The organism is Pontibacter ramchanderi, assembly GCF_002846395.1.
Taxonomy (GTDB): domain Bacteria; phylum Bacteroidota; class Bacteroidia; order Cytophagales; family Hymenobacteraceae; genus Pontibacter; species Pontibacter ramchanderi.
In genome coordinates this window covers 415,131-437,461 of record NZ_PJMU01000001.1, presented here as the reverse complement: position 1 = coordinate 437,461, position 22,331 = coordinate 415,131, and the positions used below count along the sequence as shown (strand labels likewise).

Sequence of the window (22,331 nt, the reverse complement as noted above, 5' to 3'; positions counted from 1 at the left end):
GGGATTTTTTGTTTGCAAATACATTGCTTCAGAATGTTCACGATAATGAGAGCCCCTGCCTTCTGATGCCGCCAACATAAGCACTTACCTGTCATTTCGACCCTAGGGAGAAATCTGGAGTATTGTTCAGGTACCAAAATGCCCCGGATCTCTTCTATAGTCGAGATGACAAAAAAGGGGCACGACTAATCCCTACAACAACAATTTAACAATCAACGGTTTAATCACTCACTCATTCGCTAAATCACTCATTCACTAATTTAATCACCCCTTCCCTCGCATCTGCTTCTCCATCGCGTCCCACATTTCCTGCGGAATTTGATCAAAGGCGTTGAACTCACCGGCACCGTAGAGCCATTCGCCGCCGTCTATGGTCACCACTTCGCCGTTCACGAACGAGGCGTAGTCGGACACCAGGTAGGCAGCCAGGTTGGCCAGTTCCTGGTGCTCGCCGAAACGACCGACAGGTATACGCTTCACCGGGTCCAGCTTATCAGCAAGTTGCTTTGGAAATAGTCGGGTCCAGGCGCCTTCTGTAGGGAAAGGGCCGGGTGCGATGGCGTTGGAGCGGATACCGTACTTGGCCCATTCAGAAGCCAGCGAGCGCGTCATGGCGAGCACACCGGCTTTTGCGCAGGCGGAGGGCACTACGTAGCCGGAACCGGTCCAGGCGTAAGTGGTTACGATATTGAGTATGCTTGCCTCCTGCTTCTGTTCTATCCAATATTTGCCCAACGCCAGCGTACAGTTGTAGCTGCCTTTAAGTACTATATCGGTGATCACATCAAAGGCTTTATGGCTGAGGCGCTCTGTGGGACTCACAAAGTTACCGGCAGCATTGTTGACGAGCACATCTACCCTGCCGAACTTGTCGAGCGTAGCTTGCAGCATGGCTTCAATTTCGCTGTACTTGCGCACATCACAGACAACTGGGAGCACTTGCCCGCCGGTTTCCTGCATCAGTTCATCGGCGGCTTTTTCGAGCACATCCTGTTTGCGGCTGCAGATCACGGCATTGGCGCCGAGTTCAAGGAAATACTTTGTCATAGAGCGGCCAAGGCCGGTGCCGCCACCCGTTACCACAATGGTTTTGCCCCTCAGGGCACCTTCTTTCAGCATTGGTTCTGCCTTCATGGTCTTATTTTGTATGTTTTAAAAAGCTAACGTATAATTGTCAGGGCTGACTAGCTAAAGATAAGAACCTACGGCGAAAATAAGAGTAAAAGAAGCATTCTTTTGCTGAAGCATTTAAAACTATGGATCTAAAACAAATTGAAACTGAACTGAAAGCGGCGACCGACGGACTGCTCATGTTGAGTGAGACCGACGCTCCTTTTGAATTTTACTTAGCCGAGAATTTCCAGGGAGAAGAACTGAATGAAGAAACGGTACTCAAACTGGCCGGCATGCCTGCCGATTATCCTTATGAGGAAATGGAACTAGGGTATTTTTTTCGAAATATGACCCAAGCCAGACCGGACGCGGGCGAAAAGGGTTTGCAGCAGGCCAACCGTTTTCAGAACCTGGAGAAAAAACTACAGGAGCTCCTGCAGGGCGTGAAGGTGTACCGCATTGGTGAAACCCAGAAACTGGTGCTCATACTTGGCCGCACACCGGGAGGCGAGATAGCCGGCCTCAAAACAATGGTGGTGGAAACCTGAGAAAAAAGCAAAATCCCCGACTAGAGCAGCCGGGGATTTTTTTATATAGCTTATCAAGCTATACCTTAAGATGTTGGTCCGTTGTCTACCCGCGCTTCGATTACACTCTGAACAGAAGAGGATACATTGGAGAGGATGTTATAGCCTGTTTTGGCTTCGATAGCGTCCACGGTGGTGCGGTACGTTCCCCAGCTGGTGCTGATATTGTTGGAGTTGGGCGTATCAATCGCGATGACACGGGTACTGGTGGTCACCCGGCTTACGTCACTAGTGCCTACGGGCAATACTACAATCACCTTCCAGATACGGTTCGGCACTGTTACCTTTCCATTGGCCAAGGTTTCCTTATAGCCATTGCTGCCTGTGCCGCCTTTGCCGTACTGCCCCATGATGATATAGAGTTCATTGCCCTGACTGACCAATTTGCGACAATAGTTCTCCAGGTTCGCCCAGGCCTGCTGGTTGTTGGTAGGTGCCTGCGGAATCATGTTCGACATCAGGAATGTGGCCGAATTGTCCGACACGGTAAGTGTACGATCAGCTGAAGGTGTATTGTGGCCACGATCAAAACCACTACCAGTGTAGTCGGACGGCTGAACCCTGTAGAAAGCACTTGGCAGGGAGTTATCCGCCCGGAAATCATCCTGGCGCGGTGTGCTGCCCAACCAGGCACTGCTCAGGTGCCAGCTAACCCAGTTTGGTGTGCCTCGGTAAGAGTTATAGGACATCGAAAACTGCGACTTGTTGATCAGGTAATTGGAGTAACTGGTGTTGGCCCCGCTTGGGTTGCCCATTGCCAGGTTACCATCTTTCGTGGCAGTGGCATTGGCAATGCTGTCAGGCGTACCAACATTGGCCTCATCCTTTGGCGAGATTACAGATTCTTCCGAGCAGGAAACCAGCATCCAGCCAACCATCGATAGGTATAGGATGCGTTTTAAGTGTGTTAGCATAGCTTTAAGTTTATATGTTTTACAAAGCAAAGATGCAACACCAGCTTCATTCAAACATTATCAGATTATTATATTTTCATACGTGAATGTAAATTCATTAATCAGGTATAGACCACCCTGTTATAATCACAAATTGCCTGTTGAACCGCAAAACAGAATGATGAAGCATTTCCCTAAATCGAATACTTTAAAAGTGATCCTGAAGGAGCTTGTTTGCTGCGATGATGCCACTCAGGCAAACGCCGACAATGCCCTGACCCGGGTATACAGAGTCGCCGCAAACGTAAGCTCCTTTGTGGTCCAGGCGCGCGTCTTTCATTTGCCAGGGTTTAATGTCGCGGTAGTGAGGGTAGCCCCCCACCATACCATAGGCTCGCTGCGTCCAGAAGATCCAGGCGCCAGGCGTGGCAGAGTCCAGGTGCAGGATATCCGATCGGTGCAGCATACTTGACTTTTCCATTCTGCTGATGATCGCCTCTTCAATTATGTGCTTATCTTCAATTTTTAAGTTAGCCGGATCTGGTACATGTGTGCTCACTGCCACTACTCGCTCGCCCTCTCCTGCCCTTACCTTGTCCTTTGGGTGGCTATAGCTAACAAAAAAGCTCTTGCTGCCAATTACTGGTAAACCCTCAGGCATGTGTACCTGGTGATGCAGCACAGGTATAGCCGGCGCGTTGCGGAGCACAATGGCCATCGTGAAAGCCCCGTTCAGTTTTCCGGAGGGCAACAGGTATGGCTTCAGCTTTTGCTTCACCTTTGTTTCTTGAAACAACTGGAAAGTATCATTGAGCGGAATGCCACTGATCACAAAGCGGGCCTGGTAATTGCCGGCCAGGCACTTTACCTCATATCCATCAGGTTGAGGTATAATGGCCTGTATGTTTCGCCTGTACAGGATCGTGCTGCCTTTGCTGTGTAGGTATCGCTCAAGAGCACGGGCCAGCGCGATCATGCCTCCTTCGACATAGTAGTTACCAAACAAGGTATAGCACAGGGCGGTAGCACCGAAAAGCTCATTTACTTCTTCTAGACGGTTTTGGGCTGTGATCAATAACTGCTCGTTCACGAAGTCGACAAACAGCTCGTTTTCATGAAGACCATACCTGGCAAGCAGGTCCTGCATGGTACGAAAGGCACCAGGCAACAACGATAGCTGGTGGAAGCGAACCTGCTTGAAGGATTGCCAAAGGTCCTTTAGATTTGAAAAAGGAAAGGCCTGTTGCTCCAGCGAGGTGCGCCATACTTGCTGACTCATACGGTAACAGTGCTCCCAGAATGGCCGCTGACCTTCCGCTCCGAACACGCGCTCAGCTTCCTGTATCCAATCTCCCAGTTGATTATAGCGGGTTATAACGTGACCATCTGGCAGATGCACCTGCATGGGAATATCGAGTTTTATGAGCGGCAGTTCTATACCTGTCACGTCCAGCAGATAGCGCAGGGGCATGTATTCATCCAACCCAACCAGTGTCGTGGCGCCTGTCTCAAACCAGAAGCCTTTGCGTTTATAAGAAGATGCGCAGCCACCGGGATATTTGGCCTGCTCCAGCACCGCAACCTTTAATCCTCGTTGGGCGAGCAGCGCTGCGGCTGTGAGTGAACCAAATCCGGAACCGACCAGGATGACGTCGTACTGCATGGATGAATAAATTTAGGCTTACCTTTGTCGCAAGCGATAACAAGTGAGCTTACGGAATGTTAAGATCAAAACACCAGAGCGATGCAAAATAAAGTGGATATCAGTGTAATGGGCTGCGGCTGGCTGGGGCTTCCGCTGGCTGAGAGACTGGTCCGGTCTGGGCTAAGCGTTAATGGCTCCACAACTTCCGAAAAAAAGCTGGAGCTCCTGCGCCAGTCAGGTATTCAACCTTTTCAGGTCAACCTTGCTGATCCCTTATTAAGTGCCGATACGCTGAAGGATTTTCTTCAGGCGGATGTGCTGATACTGAATATCCCGCCCAAGCTTCGCGCTGATGGTGGCGAGAGCTACCTGCAACAGATGACTGTGCTTCAAAAAGCGCTATTGCAATCAACGGTTAGCCGGGTGCTTTTCGTTTCCTCCACTTCCGTATACCCTGACCTGAACCGGATTGTGACTGAAGAGGATACCAGCTTCACAGACGAAAGAGATCCGGACAACACGCTCCTGAAGGTAGAACGCATGTTTCAGAATAGTGAAAGCTGGGTATGCACGGTGGTTAGGTTTGGCGGCCTGGTTGGCGACAGCAGACAACCTGGTCGGTTTATGGCCGGCAAGCACGATCTGCCAAACGGTGATGCACCTGTCAATCTGATCCACCTCGAGGACTGCCTGAATATACTGGAGCGCATCATAACAGAGGAAAAATGGGGGCAGGTATATAACGCCTGCGCCGACGAACACCCAAGCCGACGTGATTTTTATGTGGCAGCCGCCAAGGCACTCCACCTGGAGGCCCCCACATTCAAGGACATGGAAGAGACAAGCTTCAAACTCATCAACAGCCAGAAAGTGAAAGATGACCTGGCCTACGTCTTCTCCTACCCCAACCCCATGGCATTCTTTTAGTATCTTTGCGGTAGAATTGCTGATTGCTAATTGTTATTCCCTTTTAGAGCAAACAATCAACAATTAACAATTAACAGTCAAATGAATATAATCGTAATAGGCGGCGGCGCGGCCGGGTACTTTGGGGCCATTGCCTGTGCGCAGGCCAATCCGGAGGTACAGGTTACCATCCTGGAGAAGAGCAACAAACTGCTGTCTAAGGTTAAGGTTTCGGGGGGCGGACGATGCAATGTGACCCACCACTGCTTTACACCGTCGGTGTTTGCCCAGCATTATCCACGCGGCGCCAAGCAACTTAAGGAAGCTTTCAAGGCTTTTGGAGCCGCAGAAACGGTGGAGTGGTTTGAGCGTCGCGGCGTGAAGTTGAAGGCGGAGGCCGACGGACGCATGTTTCCGGTGACGGATAACTCCCAAACCATTATTGACTGTCTCCAGCGACAAGCCGCTCATGTGAGTGTAAGCGTAAAAACAGGTATAGCGGTGGAGCGTATCGTGCCGCATCCAGACAAAGAAGGCTATACCTTATACCTGAACAATGACAAGGAAGTGCAGGCCGACCGCGTGTTGATATGCTCCGGAGGCAGTCCCAAAAGCCAGAACTACGATTGGCTGCGGGCATTGGGGCACACCGTTCAAGAACCAGTCCCTTCCCTCTTTACCTTTAACGTACCAGGCTCGCCACTCAAGGAATTGCAAGGAATAGCCGTGCCACAGGCCAGGGTACGCATCGCTGGTCAGAAACTGGAATACGAAGGCCCCCTGCTCATCACGCACTGGGGCTATAGCGGACCGGCCGTGCTTAAGCTCTCCGCCTGGGGTGCCCGCCTGTTTCATGACATGAACTACCGCTTTACCGCCCTAATCAGTTGGGTGCATGATCAAACAGAAGAAAGTCTGCGGGAGCATTTGCAAAGCTACCGTCAGTCACATCCCAAAAAAGTTGTCACCACCAATCCTTTTTTCGGACTGCCACAACGACTCTGGAAAACCCTGACAGGTATAGCCGGTATAGCAGAAGAAACAAAGTGGGCCGAACTTCCCGCTAAAAACACGAACAAACTGGTGGAGGCGCTGCTGCGCATGCCGGTTGAAGTAGATGGCAAAACCACATTTAAAGAAGAGTTTGTGACATGCGGCGGTGTTGATCTGAGCGAAATCAATACGAAAACGATGGAAAGCCGCTTGCATCCGGGTTTGTATTTTGCTGGCGAAGTGCTTGATATTGATGGTATTACAGGTGGTTTTAATTTTCAAGCGGCCTGGACTACCGGCTATCTGGCAGGCAGGGCAATGGCCTCTTCCATATCCTAGCATAGCGATATATCCATTTTGGAAACAAAATGCTGTTGATTGCAGTACATCAGCATACAAAACCAAATAAAAATATCACTATGGAAATTAATAAAGAAGTTTATTCAACCGTGCATCACCTCATCGAAAGATGCAAGGACGGTGTGAAAGGCTATAAAACTGCTGCCGAAGACGTAGAGGATCAGGACTTGAAAGAGCTGTTCCGCAAATACGCCGTGCAGCGCGACAGCATGATCACCGAGTTGCAGGACCAACTGCACAAAATGGGCAAGACCGATGACGAGTCCAGTTCTATCGAAGGTACCCTGCACCGCGCCTGGATCGATATTAAAGCCGCTCTTTCTTCCAAAGACAGAAAACGTATTCTGGAGGAGTGTGAGCGTGGAGAGGATTATGCCGTAAAAGCTTACGAGGAAGCTGTGCAGAAAAATCTGCCCGGCGAACTGAACCCAATCATTGCCCAGCAATACCAGGACGTGAAAAACGCACACGACCACATCCGCTCACTGCGTGACAGCGCCTGATGAGTGATTGAAGCACATTAAAATACAGAAAGGAGCCATTAAAGCTCCTTTTTTTTGTGCCTTATGTAAAGCCACAGGTATAGGTATAAAAATAATAAGCCTGACATCCGTCTGATGTCAGGCTTATCAGTTCTAACTGCGTAAAACAGTAGAATAATCTTCCAACCTTTTTATGATACCTTCTTTAACGCATGGTTCAGGCCAAGGTTGCGAATTGAATAAAAATATTTTTAAAACAAAAAGGCTGACGTTTCAAGTCAGCCTTTTCTTACAATTTGAAGGATTTTACTCTTCAAGCTTTGTATATCTTCTTTTACGGGCCTGCGCCAGGCAGGTTTACCTTTTAGAATCTTTTTTTGCGAAATCCGCCACGGTCGCCGCCGCTGCTGCGACGGTCACCGCCTCTGAAAGAGTCGCGGTCGCCACGGCCACCAAAACGGCTTCCACCGCCTCCATACCCGCCACCGTCTCTGCGTGGACCACGGTCACGGTCGCCGAAGCCTCCACGGTCGCGGTCTCCGCCGCCGAAGCGCTTGCCGCCACGGTCGCTTCGATCACGGTTGCTAAAACCGAAGTCTTCTTTCTCGCCACCGGCGCCACCTTCTTTTTTCTGTGATTTCTCCACGATTACCATACGGCCATCCACCTCTATTCTGCCTACTTTTTGCAGAATGTCAGCAGTGTATTCAGTAGGAACCTCCACGAAGCTGAACTTGTCATACAGGTCGATGTCGCCTACTTTAGAAGCCGGTATATCGGCGTTCTGGCTCAGCAGGTCGATCAGGTCTTTCGGGTGCACGCGGTCTTTCTTACCGATCGTGATGAACAGGCGGTCGAAACCGGCTTTCGGTCCGCCCATGCTTTTTTCGGCTTCTTTACCCGCTTCTTTCGTTTTGGCTTCCTTGAGGCTCATTTTGAGCAAGGCAGCCGCAATTTCAAGCGAAGTGAAGTCTTCATTAACCAATTTTTCGATTGTGTTGATGTGCTTGGTCAGGTTGCCCTTCTCCAGCACCTCACGTACTTTCTCTAGGAACAGGTTGGTACGGATCTCGTTTACGTCTTCGTAAGTAGGTACCTGCTGCAGCTGCACATTCGCCTTCGTGTAGCGCATGATGTCCTTCAACTTGTACATGTCTGAGCGACCGGCTACAAAAGAGAAGGCCTTGCCTGACTTACCGGCACGACCTGTACGGCCAATGCGGTGTACGTAAGACTCTTCGTCCTGCGGCAGGTCATAGTTGAATACCGCTTCCACGTTGTCTACGTCCAGACCGCGGGCTGCTACATCTGTCGCTACCAATATCTCGAGCATGCCATTACGGAACTTGCCCATCACGTTAGAACGCTGATTCTGGTTCAGGTCGCCGTGCAAACCGTCGGCAAAGTAGCCACGGGCCTGCAGGTTGGTCACCAATTCATCCACCATACGCTTGGTATTGCAGAAGATGATCACCGACTTCATGTTGTGCATGTCCAGGATGCGGGAAAGCACTTCCTGCTTCATCGAGTTACGCACCTCGAAGTATACCTGGTCGATATTGGTTACGGTCAGTTCCTTGTGCACCACTTTCACGATTACCGGATCGTTCTGGTAGCGCTTGGTCAGGTCCATGATCGGCTTGGACATCGTGGCCGAGAAGAAGATCGTCTGACGCTCCTCCGGCATTTTGCTTAATACAAACTCAATGTCGTCACGGAAGCCCATGTCAAGCATTTCGTCTGCTTCATCCAAGATGATCTTTTTGATCTTGTCCAGTTTCAGGGTACCACGTTCAATGTGGTCCATCACGCGGCCCGGAGTACCAATCACGATCTGCACACCCTGCTTCAGGGCACGCAGCTGACGGTCATAAGCCTGACCACCATAAATAGGCACAATGCTGATGCCTGGCTTATACTTGATAAGTTTCTGGATTTCTCCGGCTACCTGAATAGCCAGTTCACGCGTTGGGCACAGGATAAGGGCCTGCACACTGCGATCGTTTTCGTCGATGCTTTCAATGGTAGGAATACCAAAAGCCGCCGTCTTGCCCGTACCCGTCTGGGCCTGGCCAATAATGTCGCGTCCTTCTAAAACTACCGGGATTGCTTCTGTTTGGATGGGTGAAGCTTCTTCGAAGCCCATGTCAGCGATAGCTCGCTGTACTTCCGGCGAAAGCGGAAGCTCGTCAAATCTGATTTTGTTCATTCTGTTATAATAACTTTTTACACTTCGTCTGGAGACAGCCTGTCCATAAACCCTTCTTTACGAAAAAGAAGTCCGACAAGAATAAAATCAACCAGGTTTTGCTTAAAAAGCGGTGAATCCAGTTTTACTTAAATCAGACTGATTCCAAATCGGCTGCAAAGGTACGCATAATTTATGAAACCTTCATTATGTATGGCAACTTAATGTAAAACAGGCCTCTATAAAGTATTCTGTATTATTGGATTATAAAATTGTTTTTAATAAATGGCGAACGATTATATTTATTTCAAATTCTTTTTTATTTTGCTTAAAAATATTGCAAATTATTATTGAAATAAGAAACAACGTTCTCGTTTACCCGTTATAACACTACATTCACACTTAAAATCAAGCCATTAACTATTATTGAAATTTTTCATTGGTATATCCAAGTTATTGCACGTAGTTTAGTGTATTGCATCAACATTACCAGTTAAAGTTTAATGATAGTAATCTGAGTGATACTAAATGATCGATCTGTGCGATTATTTTGAGTAGCTCGTTTTGCCCTCGCCCTACCTGTACTCTGAAAGCAGTATACTTATAGAGATTGCAACGCAGTAGCAGTTCACTGAAATTATAAAAACACTCGATCTTTAACCCTTTAATCCTTTCTAATTATGTTACACTTCTCCAAAATCACAACTCAAAGCAAGGACTTTCATTTGATTGCCTCAGGAGCATTGGCATTCAAAATTCACAACAAGATTCTCAAAGACGAAGACTTTATGAAGGGTGCCAAGGTTTCACGCAATCTGTTGCCTAGCAATGCCGTCATAAAATCTGACAAGAGCGACGCCAAGGTGTTCTTTGTGATCATCTCGGACCTGGACAAGATGAATGCTTCCAATTTGTGTAACATGATCGCGAAAGAGCGCGCAAAAGGTAGCTATGCCGTGTGCCAGGTTATCCCGATGTACTACAACGAGCCATCATTTAAGGCGCTCAAAATGCTGCGCCAGAATTTCGATGAAGTAATCGAACTGAACAAACTGACACTGGGTGGCGGCAAAGCCCTGATGAGCACTGAGCAGCAGCATTGCATTATCACAGACTACTCCATCTCGATGGCGCGCATCATGCGTAATGTGTGTGTGAAAGAACATGCGCCGGCAAAAGAGGAAAAGAAAGGGCAGATCGTATACGCATAGCCTTTATTTAGACTTAGAAAGGCATCAAGCTCCTTCGCGCAGGCGGGGGAGCTTTTTGTATTTTATACCCTGACCTTCAAATATATGGTTTCCTTCAGCCCTTTATTTTACAGGTAACTCTGGCATAAGCCGTGTCGTCGGTGTATCTTTAGAATCCTATAAAAGCCTTCAGCTATGTCGCCAAACTTTAAAATACTCTCTTCCTCGGCTGGTTCCGGAAAAACCTATACCCTGACCAAAGAATACCTGAAGCTGGCGCTGCATACTTCCAATCCGGACTATTACCGATCTATTCTGGCGATTACATTTACAAACGATGCGGCCGCCGAAATGAAGGAGCGTATATTGGGCGCCCTTCATAATTTCAACAACCCTAACATATGCGAAGGGGAATTGCGCAAGAGTGAGGACCTGCTGGAGAAGATCACCTCTGAACTGCAGGAACGCTTTCCGGAAGAAAGGTTTGACAAGGAGCAGCTCCGCCAGCGTGCCGGGCATTTGTTTACGCAGATCCTCTACAACTACAGCGACTTCTCGGTCAGCACCATCGATAGCTTCGTTAATAAGATCGTGCAGGCTTTTACAAAGGAGCTCAACATACCTTACAACTTCGAGGTTGACCTGGACTCCCAGACGCTGGTGAGCACCGCCGTGCAATTGCTGCTGGATAAGGTAAGCAACCAAAAGGACGACCTGCTCTCAGAAACCCTGGAGCAGTACGCCCTGGAGAAAGCCCGCGAAGGCCGCAGCTGGAACACCCTGCCAGACGACCTGGCCGATTTTGCCAAAAACCTGCTGAACGAACAAGTATACGAAGCCGTGACAGACCTGCAGGGACTGACGTTGGAGGATTTCAGGGAGATCCGGAAACAGCTGAAAGAGCTGCAGGAAGGTATACTGGGTGCATTACAGGAAGATGCCGGCAAGGCACTTGTGGCTATTGAGCAGGCCGGCCTCTCCCCCGCCGATTTCTACCAGGGTGCACGCGGGCTCTATGGCTATTTCACCAAATTTAACCGCGAAGCCGACCTGACCTACGGCAACAACTACGCCCGCCAGACAGTGGAGGAAGACAAATGGTATGCCGGCAAGACCTCAACGGCCACTAAAAACCAGATCGACGGCATCCGCCAGCTGCTCACGGACCTCTACTATAATATCGAATCGATCAAAGAACGATACGTGGGTACCTTTACCCTGATCTCGGCAGTTGTGCCGCATCTGTATAAGGTGTCTGTGCTGAACGAGTTGGAGAAATGCCTGCAGGAGATCAAGCTCGACCGTAACACGGTGCACATATCAGAGTTCAACAAGCGCATCATCGACATTGTGCTGCAGGAGCCGGTGCCTTTTATTTATGAACGCCTCGGCGAAAAGTATAACCACATCCTGATCGATGAGTTTCAGGACACTTCGGTGCTGCAGTGGAACAACCTGCTGCCGCTCGTCGACAATGCACTGGCATCCGGCCACTTCAGCATGGTGGTGGGCGACGCCAAGCAGGCGATCTACCGCTGGCGCGGTGGCGAAATGGAGCAGATCCTGCACCTGTACAAAAAGAACACACACCTGCTCTATGAAGACCGGCGCCACGGTCACATGATTCGGGAGCGCTACGAATCGGTGCGTGAGAATCTGGCTCCTGATGTGCTGCAGCAGAACTTCCGTAGCCGCCGCGAGATCATTGAGTTCAACAATAAGTTGTTTACCTACTTTAGTGAACAACACAAGGTATACGGCACCTTCACCTCCATCTACGACGATAAGTTTGTGCAGGAGGCACCAGAGAATGCTAAGTCAGGTGGCCTGGTGCAGATCATATTCACCTATCCCGATGACCTGAACTACAAATACGACCTGAGCAGCTGCGTTCGCACCGAAGAATTTTACGATGACTATACCCATGCGCAGGAACTTAGCTACGATGCCAGTACGCTGAATATGGTGCTGGAGCTCGTGCGCCAGGGATTGGCGGATGGCTATACCTTAAAGGATATGGCTATACTCTGCCGCACCAATGCGAAGAGCAAATTGATCGCCAATTTTCTAAAGGAGAAGCAATACGAAATTATTTCGCAGGACTCGCTCTCGCTGCAGTTTGCCGAAGTGATCAACCTGATCATTGACATGTTCCGGGTATTTAACCGTCCCAACGACACATTGGCCAAATCAGAGGCGCTATACCTGATCCATACCGTAACCAGCGGCAAAGTGCCTACAACAGCCTTAGCCCAAAAGATAGCCCAGATCGCCAACGGTGCAGACCCGCAGCAATTTTTTGACTACCTGCGTGAGCTAAAGTTCGATGTGAAGGAGCGTGAAACGGGCAATTTATCCATCTATGAACTCACCGAGCAGCTGATCCGAATTTTCAACCTGCTGGGGCACAACAACGAATGCGAATACCTGTTCCGCTTCCTGGACCTGGTACTGGAGTATAGCCTCAAGAACAGTAATAACCTGAACAATTTCCTGGCTTACTGGGATGTGCAGAAGGAAAAGCTGAGCATCAACACACCCAAGGACCGCAACGCCATCACCATCACCAGTATTCACAAGGCCAAAGGCCTCGCCTACCCGATCGTGATCATTCCCTTCGCCGACTGGAGTACCGAGCCGCAAACACGCGCCCTGATGTGGAGCCGTTTGTCAGATGAAAACAAGGTGATGGGCAAGTTGCGCAGTGTGGCGGTGAATATCAGCTCCCGCCTGGAGCATACCGAACTGGCCGGCCAGTACAACACCGAGATAGAAAAAACCTTTATCGAAAACCTGAACATGCTGTACGTGGCCCTTACCCGACCGAAAGACCGACTATACCTGATCGGCAACGGCAAGGACCTGCTCGAGGAAAGGAAGGCGCAGAAGGCGATGGAAGGAACAGCCAAAAATGTGAGCCATCTGCTCTACCGCTACCTGGTGGCGGAGGGGCTCTGGGAGAATGGTAAACTGTGCTACCAGGTATACGCCGGCGAGGACAGGAAGCAGGATAGCAGCCGCCGCGAACTCGGCCCGGTTTATACCCTGGATTACCTGCAGACAAACAACTGGGCACAGCGCCTGCAGCTGAAACAGCATGCCAACAACGTCTTCGACTTCGAGACGCAGACCGAGCAGCGCATCCAGAACAAGAAACTGCACTATGCCCTCTCCCGCATCCTGACAGCAGCCCAGCTTGATGATGTGCTGCGCCAGATGGTATACCAGGGCATTATCAGCGACCGGGAGAAAAATGCACTGAAGGAGCGTCTGCAGGAGGTGGTCAATCACCCAAAGATCAGCCGTTATTTTTCGGAGGCAGTGGTGGTAGAGCACGAAAAAGAGCTGCTTGATGCCCGCGCCTACCTTTATAAGCCAGACCGGGTGGTATTTGACGGTGACCAGGTCGTGCTGTTGGAGTTTAAGCTGCCGCCTCCTCTGGAAGAGCACCGCAACAAGCTGGACCACTATGCCGTGCGCTTTAAGCAACTGGGTTTCGAAAATGTGAAATGTATCCTCTACTACTTCGATACTGAAGAGTTGTACGAATGGTCCTATGGCGGCAAAAGCCTGCAAATGGGACTGGCGCTGTAGGTATAAACAGTTAATAAATCAGGCCTTTGCGGCTCTTAGAGAATCATAACAATCATAACGCCATAAAAAAAACTGTCAGCACCATGGACAAAGCAGCACAAACCATGATCGACAACCTGCAGAAGAACACAGGTAAGTCGCTTGAGGGATGGATACAGATCATACAAAGCACCGGCTTGCAGAAGCACGGTGAGATTGTGAAGTATTTGAAAACAGAACACGGCTTTACGCATGGTTTTGCCAACATGGTAGCGCTCAAAGCCAAAGGCACTGATGCCGGTTCAGCCGAAAAGCCGGAAGACCTGGTGGAGAAGCAGTATAAAGGCAAAGAGCAGCTGCTGCCCATCTATGAAACACTTGTTGCCAGGCTAAAGCAGTTTGGGAACGACGTGGAACTGGCTCCTAAAAACGCCTATGTGAGCGTGCGCAGCAAAAAGCAGTTTGCCCTGATACAGCCCTCCACAAAGACGAGGCTCGATGTGGGCATCAACCTGAAAGGTCAGGATCCGGAAGGCAGACTGGAGAAATCAGGCAGCTTCAACGCCATGTGCTCCCATCGGGTGCGGCTTCAGAACGCAGGAGAGATCGATGCAGAACTGATTGGTTGGTTGAAAGCCGCCTACGAAGAAGCTAAGTAAGGTATAGCCGCTAGGTATAGTATCAGGAAATGAGATAGTTTTAATAGATTGAGAGGGAAATTATGGAACAGAGAATTACATTAATCACGCTGGGCGTCAGGAATCTGCAGCGCTCGAAGGAGTTTTACCAGAACGTCTTTGGCTGGCAGCCACTGGAGAGCAGCACGGAGAGCGTGATTTTCTTTCAGCTGAATGGCCTGCAGCTGGCCCTGTTCCCACAAGAGTCGCTGGCAGATGATGCTGGCCTGGAAGCTGATGGCAAGGGCTTCAAAAGTTTTTCGCTGGCCCACAACATGCGCTCCGAGAAAGAGGTTGATCAGTTGGTGGCTGAATTGGAGGAGAAAGGCGTGAAAGTGCTCAAACACCCCGAGAAAGTATTCTGGGGAGGCTACAGCAGCTACATTGCCGATCCGGATGATAACCTCTGGGAAATCGCCTACAACCCCTTCCTGCCCATGGATGAAAAGGGAAACGTTTTAAGTTAAAGAGGCTGGATGTTAAAAAGTTAGCTCACCTGTAGGGTCAGGTCATGACCTAGCAGAATCATGCTGTTAACAATACAACTATTCACTAAATCACTCAACCACTCATTCACTCAATAACAACAGTGCAGACCTTTCTTGAGCTAGCGGCAAAATACGTTTACGAGAAGTATAAAGAGAACATCAGCGAGCTGTGCATTGTGCTGCCGTCGCGTCGTGCGAGTTTCTTTTTTAAGAATGCCTTGGCGCAGGCAGCACCGGAGCCGATCTGGTCGCCTGAGGTGGCAGGTATGGAGGACTTCATTACCAAACTGGCCAGAGTGGATGTGCTGGAGCCGATCAACCTGCAGCTCGAGCTCTATGACCTGATGCGTGAGCAGGATCCTAACCTGGATTTCGACCAGTTCATCACTTGGGGAGGTACCCTGCTCGACGATTTCAGCCGCATCGATCAGAACCTGGTCGATACTGCCAAACTGTTCGACTACGTAAGCGAAGCCAAGGCGATTGAGCGCTGGGACCCGGCGCACCTGGGCAAAGAGCTGACGCCCGCTGTCAAAAAATACTTCAGCCTCTGGGATAATATTGAGAAGACGTACCACAACCTAAAAAACCACCTGGAGGAGCGCAAGCAGGCCTATACAGGTATGGCTTTCCGGATGGTATCTGAAAACATTGAGCAATTGGCCAAGTCGCCGGAATGCGCCCAATACCTTTTTATTGGTCTCAACGCCCTCACCAGTTCAGAGGAAAAGATCATCCGCACATTGCTCAAACATAACAAGGCCGAAGTGCTGTTCGACTCCGACGACTTTTACATGGAGGAGGGCACGCCTAACCGGGCTGGGAGCTTTCTGCGCAAGTATAAGAGTACCTGGAATCTGCCGGACTGGCGCTGGCAACAGAACATGCTGCTGACCGACGAAAAGGAGATCAACGTGATTGGGGTAGCCAATGCAAGTATGCAGGGTAAACTGGCCGGTCAGCTCATACAGGATATACGCCAACGGGACAAGCATGCGCAAGTGGCCGTGGTGTTGCCCGATGAAACGCTCCTGCTTCCGGTGCTGCACTCTATACCTAACGAGGTTCCGAACTATAACGTGACCATGGGCCTCAGCTTTAAAGGCACTCCGCTCTACAACCTGATTGACCTGCTTTTTGATGTGCACCTGACAGGGGTGACGCAACTGCAGGAGTCGGGCTACAAGGTATACCAGTACCACCACCTGACTGTGACCAAGCTACTCTCCCACCCTTTTATCCGCAGGTATGAGCTATACCTGAACGAGCAGCCCGATAAGCAGGAATACCACGGTTTTGTGCAGCGCGTGCTCGATCAGATCGTGCAGGATAACCGCGTGCTCATCACGGCCAACGACCTGCTCAAAATGGGCAAGCACGAGCCGCTTTTCGAAGTGCTGTTCAAGTCCTGGCGTGATTGCGACGACATCATCGCTTCGCTCTACCAGCTGATCGACCTGCTACATAAAATGTACAGCCACCAGCCCAGCACCATCGAAACCGAGTACCTCTATATTTTCTATACCATCGTTAAGCGCCTCGACACCATTTTTGATTGCCGGGAACAGAAGATATCGGTGCGCAGTTTCCGTAAGTTCCTCAACGAACTGATTGCAAGACAGCGCCTGCCCTTCAGTGGAGAGCCTATTTCCGACCTGCAGATCATGGGTATGCTGGAGACCCGTGCGCTCGACTTTGAGAACCTGATCATTTTGTCGGTGAACGAGAACACGCTGCCCGCCCCGAAACGGCACGAGTCATTGATGCCTTATGATGTGCTGAAGCAGTTCGGGCTGCCAACTTACGCCGAAACCGAAGGCGCCATGGCCTATAACTTTTACCGCCTGCTACAGCGTGCTAAGCAGGTGAATCTGCTCTACGTGCTGCCGTCCGACACCTATGGCTCGGGCGAAAAAAGCCGGTTTATCCTGCAGCTGCAAAACGACCTGGTGCTACGCAATCCGAAGATCAAGTTCCGGGACCTGACTGCCTCCGTCGAATTGCGCGACCAGAAAAAGTATGACGAAGATATCGTCATTCACAAGGATGCTCAGACACTGGAACAGCTAAAACAGGAACTGAAGCGCGGCCTTTACCCTTCGCATCTGAACATGTACATCAACTGCTCGCTGCAATACTATTTCAGCCGCATTGCCAAGATCAGGGAGATTGATGAAGTGGAAGAACAGCTTGGAGCAGACCAGTTCGGTACCATCGTGCACCAGGTGCTGGAGGATTTTTTCAGGCCGTTTGAGCAGAACGGAAAGCCGATCGAGAAACCGCATGTGGAGCAGATGCTGCAAGAGCTGCCAGCTATGGTGGAAGCTGAGTTCAAGAAAGTGACACGTGGCGCCACGCCGGAACGAGGCATGAATTTCCTGCTCTTCAAGGTAGCGGTGCAGGTGCTTGAGAAGTATCTGGAGAGTCTGCTGAAATCTGAGGACGAACTGCCGCTCTACGTGCTACGCCTTGAGGAGCAACTGGAGACCATCCTGCAGGTGCAGGTTGGTGATGAGCTTATACCTGTGAAAGTGGCAGGCAAGGCCGACCGCATCGATCTGAAAGGGGCTGAACTCCGCGTGATCGACTACAAGACCGGAAAAGTAGAGCGCAACCAGGTGAATGTGAAGCCGGATGATGTGGAGCTTCATTTTATTACCTCACCTAAGTATGACAAGGCACGGCAGTTGTGGCTCTACGAGTACATTTTGCAGCGTAACCTCGAGCAAAAGCCTGAACTGCTGCTGCGCAACGCCAGTCATCTGGATCCGGCCCGTATCGTGGCAAAATCAGGTATACTGTCTTTTCGCAACCTCGATGCCGGCGTACTCACTGCTGACTTCCCATTTGAGCAGGCAACCGGAGAAGATTTTATCTCCTCATCGGAGGCCCTCCTCTCCCGCTTCGTGCAAGAGCTGCTCGACCCGAATGAAGTGATCCGGAAAACAAAGGAGCTGGAAATTTGCCAATACTGTCCATACAGGGGCATTTGTGCGCGGTAGTCCCCACTGGCCAAAAAAATACGTCGTAATTTATTCTCTGACCTTAAACTATCCTGTTCAATTGAAAAACGCGATCACACTACTTTTCTCTATCTTCCTATTGACAGATTATCAGACCCAGGCCCAACAAAGTGACAGTCTTGCCAATATGGCCTTGGTGCTGCCTGAGGTAGAGATTATTTACAAGCAGGAAAGTCTACCAGCAACTGGAGAAAAGTTGGGTGAAATTAAATTCGCGAAAGGCCGAAATACCCCTTGTGATATTCATGATTTACTGTCTCTGGCAAAAAAACAGGCAGTCGAAAAAGGTGCGAATGCGATCTATGTCACGTTCATCAAGTCACCAGCCAATGGTAGGGGTTGCTTCGCTATAGCGGCAGACTTGTATAAGCTGCAGGAGCCCTATGTATCAACGCCCAACCCTGATTTTCCTGGGAATGTCGCTGTTACCAATAACAATGATGTCTATACCTATACCGAAAGCGTTCCCGAATTTCCCGGAGGTGAAAGTCAGATGCTTGCTTTCATTACCCGAAACTTCAACTATCCAGTCACTGCGCTTCGTGACAGAGTGGAAGGCAAAGTCATAGTTAGTTATGTCGTGCAGAATGACGGTAAGATTGGAAACGTACAAGTGAAACAAGGGGTGAGATGGGACCTGGACCAGGAGATAGTTCGCATCATTACGAGTATGCCTGAATGGGTGCCGGGCTATCAAAATGGTAAGGCTGTGCATGTTGCCTACAATGTCCCCATCAACCTGAGCCTCCCACAACGGAAAAAGAAAGCAGCGAAAGATTAGGTTACCTGCTTCTTCCTGCACAGCATTAGTTACCCTTAGCAGATTTAATTGTGTAGCTCAAGACAATTGATGGATAAATAGACGGTAATGGTCAAATTTTTGAACATACTGGACAAGATGGGCCTGACCCTTCAGATCGTGAAAACGGCCTTTGCCGCTTCGCTTTCATGGTTTGTGGCCTCTACCCTGCTGCAATCAGAGTATCCTTATTTTGCACCCATTGCTGCAATCATTACGGTGCAGGTAACCGTGCTCGACTCAGTGAACAAAGCGACGCAGCGCATTGTGGGCATTATCGGGGGGGTGTTGCTGAGCATGCTGCTTGGGCATTGGCTCAGCATCAATGCCTTCTCTATTTTCCTGGTAATACTACTGGGCATGGGAATTTCCAAGGCACTGCGCATGAACCCACAAATCATCTCTCAGGTCGCTATCAGCTCGCTGCTGGTACTGGCTTTTGGCCACACGGAAGAGGGTTATGCTTTTGAACGTATCATCGAAACGGTGCTGGGATCAGGTATAGCGGTCCTGATCAATGCTCTGATCGTGCCGCAGAACGCAATTCCGGATGTAGAGCGAAGCGTAGTTGGGTATAGCAATTTATCAGCTGAAACGCTCATCAGCCTCAGCAGACTAATAGATACCTCCAGCAAGCGCAAGCAGTTTGGCCGTCGCGAAGTAGATGCTCTCATCAGAGAGTCGGTTGACAGTCGCAAAACCCTCGACCTGGCAGAGCAAAGCCTGAAGTATAACCTGCTTCTGACGCATAAACGCATCGCACTGAGCCGCCTGGCTGTACACATCAACAATCTCGAAAGCATCACCATCCAGATCAGAGGCATTCGCCGCAGCCTGGCCGACCTGCAACGTATAAAGCCCTTCCGCTCGTCCTTTTCCGTAAAAGAACAGCTGCAGGTAGCCATGGAGGCCACTGCCAACAGTATTGCCGCTTTCGGGCAAAGCGTTGTCGCATCTTCCGAGGAGGACATCGTACAGTTGAAGCAATTAATACGTCAGGCTCGCCTGGAGCAGGACAACTGCCTGGTATACCTGAAAGACATTAATTCCCCGGAAATGCTCCGCGACGTAGGCAGCATCCTCACCGACCTGAAACGGATTCTGACGGAAGTAGAAAGGTAGACTTCCTTTCCAATATGAGCATATATCTTATTTATATAATATTATTTGAGAGTACCATGCAACGTTCCCGCGTTTTGCGGCATCCTACCATAAAACGCTAATGCCTCATGCTATGAAACAACCACACATTCTAAAAGTCATCGCCTTTTTATCGTTATCGCTTTGCTTCTTTTCCTGCGATAAAGAAGTGGAAGTAGCTCAGCCAGTCGAGGTGATCGTACCCTTGCAGGTTGGGAACGAATGGGTATATAAAGTGATCGATTACAGCAGCGACGGGGATGTGCTCTCGACCACTTCGTTCAGGCGCGAAGTTGTGAAAGATACCCTGATCGGTAAACAGACCTGGTATATTCTGAACAACGGCATGATCGTGCGTAATGACAAGGATGGCTATGTCCATTACAGAAAGGATGCCAGGGAACAGTACATTACCTACCCTAGCCCGGATATGTCAGGCATTGCCTACGGTTATCAGTATCCGAGTTATACCTTATGGATTTTTCACAGAAGAACGACGGGCCAAGTATCTATACCTGATTCGCCGCATGCCAGCCAGGCTATTGAGTTCAGTTTTGAAAGGCAGACAGAACAAAAGGCATCTTCCTTCCTTAGCACAACCTGGGTGAAAGAATATGTGAGCCCGGAGATTGGCATGATCCGGACGGACTGGTTTTACGCCGACTCCGACAAACTGATGAAACGCTATGAATTAGTCAGTTACCGCGTGCAATAAGGATTATTTTAGTTGGAAGGTGATAATACTTGAGTTTTAGCGCAGTAAAAAATGCATATACCCGTATATAGAGCCTCCGATATTTTGCGTTGAACTCATACATGGGTCTTTTTTACTTCATACATTTTTAGTAATATCGGATTCCTGACACATGCCGATAAAACAGATTGCATTGCGTACCTCTATTCTCACCCTACTTCTTGCACTTTCAACTTTGGCCGCGTTTGGGCAGAGTTCCCTTCTGGAAGCAGTCGCCATGCCCGGCGACGGAATCTATACCTTGCTGCGCCGTCATGGACTCAATCCTTCAGAGCATCTTCAGAAGTTTGTGGAGATAAACAAAGACCGTTTTGGTAAAGACAATGGCCTGATTGTGGGCAAAACCTATACCTTGCCTGAGGGTGCAATTTTAGCTGAAAACACGACCGTCGCCACTGACAATACCAGGGTAGCTACTGTGGAGACTAAAACCAGAAATGATGTAACAGCTGGCCCAGCCAAAGTGTCTGCCCGCGTGCTTGAAATGCCGTTGTTTGGTGAAAAGTATGCGCGCGTGGAAGTAAAGTCGAGCAAACTGCAGGGAGCCGTGTACTACCTGAGTTCCGGCCACGGTGGCCCTGACCCAGGAGCAGTAGGCAAGTATGGCAGCAACGATCTGGCTGAAGACGAGTATGCCTACGATGTGACCATCCGCCTGGCCCGGGTACTGATGGAACATGGCGCCACTGTATACATGATTGTGCAGGACCCTGACGATGGCATTCGCGATGAGGGGGTACTCAAAATGGACCGTGACGAGATGGTATACCCTAACAGAAAGATTCCGCTTAACCATAGCGCCCGTTTGCGCCAGCGCACTGAGGCAGTGAATGGGCTATACCTGAAGCACAAGGGTGCCTACCAGCGCATGCTGGCCATCCATGTAGACAGCCGCAGCGAAAGCCAGAACATCGATGTGTTTTTCTACCACCACGAAAACAGCAAAGATGGCGAACAACTGGCCAAGAATATACACCAGACTTTTACGAACAAGTACAAGCGCTACCAGCCAAACCGCGACTATTCTGGCAATGTAACGCAACGTAGTAGTTTGTATGTCATCAAGTACAGCAACCCACCTACCGTTTTCATTGAGCTCGGCAATATCCGGAACGTGAAGGACCAGCGCCGCTTCGTCATAGCAGACAACCGGCAGGCACTGGCCAATTGGATCTACGAGGGCTTGCTCTCTGATTATACCTCCCAATAGCTAAAGAGGCAGGCGATGTAAGCATCTCCTGCCTCTTTTCCTTTTTCCCGCTACACAAAAGCGCATACACGCGTCGCTGTCTTTGACCAACGTCTCCTTTTTCCTGAAACTTGTCGCTAGCTGACCTGCATTGTTTTGGCGTTCCTTGGTTTGCCCTCCGTTTTGGCAGCGATTCATTTCATCACATTAGTAAAACAGATCCAATCCTATTCCTATTACACAATCTGCGCATAGTAACAGTAATTGCTTGATAATGAGCTATTAGGAACAAAATAACCTAGTCGTCGTTAATTATAATATGTATTTAATA

At 49.7% G+C, this 22,331-nt stretch carries 17 protein-coding genes; 13 read left to right on the top strand and 4 right to left on the bottom strand.

The genetic code is table 11. The annotated features are described in order from the left end of the window. Positions 1 to 264: 264 nt before the first annotated feature. On the bottom strand, positions 265 to 1,134 hold the full coding sequence (locus BD749_RS01880) for an SDR family oxidoreductase (protein WP_101442680.1): 870 nt from the start codon (positions 1,132 to 1,134) through the stop codon (positions 265 to 267). 122 nt (positions 1,135 to 1,256) lie between these two features. Here BD749_RS01880 and BD749_RS01875 point away from each other — a divergent pair, with 122 nt between their 5' ends. Continuing rightward, positions 1,257 to 1,661 carry a nuclease A inhibitor family protein gene (locus BD749_RS01875; RefSeq protein WP_101442679.1) on the top strand — a complete coding sequence of 135 codons (405 nt, stop codon included), beginning with the start codon at positions 1,257 to 1,259 and terminating at the stop codon, positions 1,659 to 1,661. Between the two features lie 65 nt (positions 1,662 to 1,726). On the opposite strand, the gene BD749_RS01870 is transcribed toward BD749_RS01875, so the two are convergent. Both BD749_RS01870 and BD749_RS01865 read right to left on the bottom strand, forming a co-directional pair. Then, positions 1,727 to 2,614, bottom strand: a complete 888-nt coding sequence (locus BD749_RS01870) for a DNA/RNA non-specific endonuclease (RefSeq protein ID WP_101442678.1) — start codon at positions 2,612 to 2,614, stop codon at positions 1,727 to 1,729. 187 nt (positions 2,615 to 2,801) lie between these two features. Continuing rightward, positions 2,802 to 4,256 carry a phytoene desaturase family protein gene (locus tag BD749_RS01865; protein WP_101442677.1) on the bottom strand — a complete coding sequence of 485 codons (1,455 nt, stop codon included), beginning with the start codon at positions 4,254 to 4,256 and terminating at the stop codon, positions 2,802 to 2,804. A gap of 81 nt (positions 4,257 to 4,337) precedes the next feature. Between BD749_RS01865 and BD749_RS01860 the strand changes: the two genes are divergently transcribed. From BD749_RS01860 to BD749_RS01850, 3 genes are all read left to right on the top strand, one after another. After that, the gene (locus BD749_RS01860; RefSeq protein WP_101442676.1) at positions 4,338 to 5,165 is read left to right on the top strand and encodes an SDR family oxidoreductase; all 828 of its coding nucleotides are present in this window, start codon (positions 4,338 to 4,340) and stop codon (positions 5,163 to 5,165) included. Positions 5,166 to 5,246: 81 nt separating this feature from the next. Next, positions 5,247 to 6,476 carry a BaiN/RdsA family NAD(P)/FAD-dependent oxidoreductase gene (locus tag BD749_RS01855; RefSeq protein ID WP_101442675.1) on the top strand — a complete coding sequence of 410 codons (1,230 nt, stop codon included), beginning with the start codon at positions 5,247 to 5,249 and terminating at the stop codon, positions 6,474 to 6,476. A gap of 80 nt (positions 6,477 to 6,556) precedes the next feature. Next, complete coding sequence (locus tag BD749_RS01850; protein ID WP_101443579.1) at positions 6,557 to 7,000, top strand: ferritin-like domain-containing protein; 444 nt, start codon at positions 6,557 to 6,559, stop codon at positions 6,998 to 7,000. A gap of 343 nt (positions 7,001 to 7,343) precedes the next feature. Here the strand turns inward: BD749_RS01850 and BD749_RS01845 are convergent, their stop codons facing one another. Then, on the bottom strand, positions 7,344 to 9,188 hold the full coding sequence (locus BD749_RS01845; protein WP_101442674.1) for a DEAD/DEAH box helicase: 1,845 nt from the start codon (positions 9,186 to 9,188) through the stop codon (positions 7,344 to 7,346). A 659-nt stretch (positions 9,189 to 9,847) separates the two neighbouring features. Here BD749_RS01845 and BD749_RS01840 point away from each other — a divergent pair. The 9 genes from BD749_RS01840 (at position 9,848) to BD749_RS01800 (ending at position 22,021) form a co-directional block, all read left to right on the top strand. Beyond that, positions 9,848 to 10,378, top strand: a complete 531-nt coding sequence (locus BD749_RS01840) for a hypothetical protein (protein WP_101442673.1) — start codon at positions 9,848 to 9,850, stop codon at positions 10,376 to 10,378. A 174-nt stretch (positions 10,379 to 10,552) separates the two neighbouring features. Further along, positions 10,553 to 13,951: a UvrD-helicase domain-containing protein gene (locus tag BD749_RS01835; protein ID WP_101442672.1), complete on the top strand. Its 3,399-nt coding sequence runs from the start codon at positions 10,553 to 10,555 to the stop codon at positions 13,949 to 13,951. Positions 13,952 to 14,034: 83 nt separating this feature from the next. Further along, positions 14,035 to 14,589 carry a DUF4287 domain-containing protein gene (locus tag BD749_RS01830; RefSeq protein ID WP_101442671.1) on the top strand — a complete coding sequence of 185 codons (555 nt, stop codon included), beginning with the start codon at positions 14,035 to 14,037 and terminating at the stop codon, positions 14,587 to 14,589. 62 nt (positions 14,590 to 14,651) lie between these two features. Next, positions 14,652 to 15,074 (top strand): VOC family protein, encoded by a 423-nt coding sequence (locus BD749_RS01825; protein ID WP_101442670.1) that lies wholly within the window; start codon positions 14,652 to 14,654, stop codon positions 15,072 to 15,074. Between the two features lie 122 nt (positions 15,075 to 15,196). Then, positions 15,197 to 18,097, top strand: coding sequence for a PD-(D/E)XK nuclease family protein (locus tag BD749_RS01820; RefSeq protein WP_101442669.1), 2,901 nt, complete (start codon positions 15,197 to 15,199; stop codon positions 18,095 to 18,097). A gap of 61 nt (positions 18,098 to 18,158) precedes the next feature. Beyond that, the gene (locus tag BD749_RS01815) at positions 18,159 to 18,899 is read left to right on the top strand and encodes a TonB family protein (protein WP_101442668.1); all 741 of its coding nucleotides are present in this window, start codon (positions 18,159 to 18,161) and stop codon (positions 18,897 to 18,899) included. An 87-nt stretch (positions 18,900 to 18,986) separates the two neighbouring features. Next, a complete protein-coding gene (locus BD749_RS01810) occupies positions 18,987 to 20,039 on the top strand; it encodes an FUSC family protein (RefSeq protein WP_101442667.1) in 1,053 nt (350 codons plus the stop codon). Positions 20,040 to 20,151: 112 nt separating this feature from the next. Continuing rightward, positions 20,152 to 20,772 (top strand): hypothetical protein, encoded by a 621-nt coding sequence (locus BD749_RS01805; RefSeq protein ID WP_101442666.1) that lies wholly within the window; start codon positions 20,152 to 20,154, stop codon positions 20,770 to 20,772. Positions 20,773 to 20,923: 151 nt separating this feature from the next. Then, entirely contained in the window at positions 20,924 to 22,021 is a 1,098-nt protein-coding gene (locus BD749_RS01800; RefSeq protein WP_101442665.1) for an N-acetylmuramoyl-L-alanine amidase family protein, read from the top strand. Positions 22,022 to 22,331 lie beyond the last annotated feature (310 nt).